This is a genomic window from Dellaglioa sp. CoH-57-MRSF-18, assembly GCF_056781995.1.
The window spans coordinates 1-547 of sequence record NZ_JBXAXX010000053.1 but is presented as its reverse complement, the minus strand read 5'-3'; the positions used below and the strand labels follow the sequence as shown (position 1 = coordinate 547).

Annotated in this window: 2 protein-coding genes; both read right to left on the bottom strand. The window is 56.5% G+C overall.

Annotation, left to right across the window (positions count from 1 at the left end):
- The coding region (locus AC1RPG_RS08005) for a hypothetical protein (protein WP_481762470.1) at positions 1-332 on the bottom strand (332 nt) is incomplete at its 3' end.
- Positions 333-360: 28 nt separating this feature from the next.
- On the bottom strand, positions 361-547 hold a 187-nt coding region (locus AC1RPG_RS08000; RefSeq protein ID WP_481762469.1), incomplete at its 5' end, for a hypothetical protein.

Genomic DNA, 547 nt, shown 5'->3' with positions numbered 1-547 from the left:
AGTTCCTCAAGTTGCCGGATTTGGCGGTACTTGTTTAGGAGTCGCGCACATTTCTGTGCCTCGTCTACGGTGGTGACCGTTGCCTGCGAATCGCGCAGCCATTTACGCGTGCCCTCCGATATCGCGGGGTCCTCGATGAGCAATCGGTAGGCCGGTGTCGTTCCCGTCTCCCGCATGTGGCGCAGCACCGCGCTGTATACCTCTTGGCTCTCCGTATAGTTGAAGTACGATTCGTCGATAAGGCTAAGAAGGGTACCGGAAACTCGTTTGTCTTTGTGAGTCAGCGCCCGGAGCGCCGCCAATTCTGCACGTGGACTTGCTTTTGTTGCCATTGATCTAGGTCTATCGTTGAGCTAACTCTTATTTACTGTGCGTCGTGTTCTCTGCTTCGGGGACCGTAGGTGGCGCGACCCCGGCGTATCGCACAGGGAATTTGGCCACCGTCTCGTTATGCGAGGGTCGCGCCATAACCACGTGCCGAAAATCCTTCAGTGCTTCCACAATCGATGGCACGATCGGGATGCTGTCGAGAGGCCTGTGCTCAGTC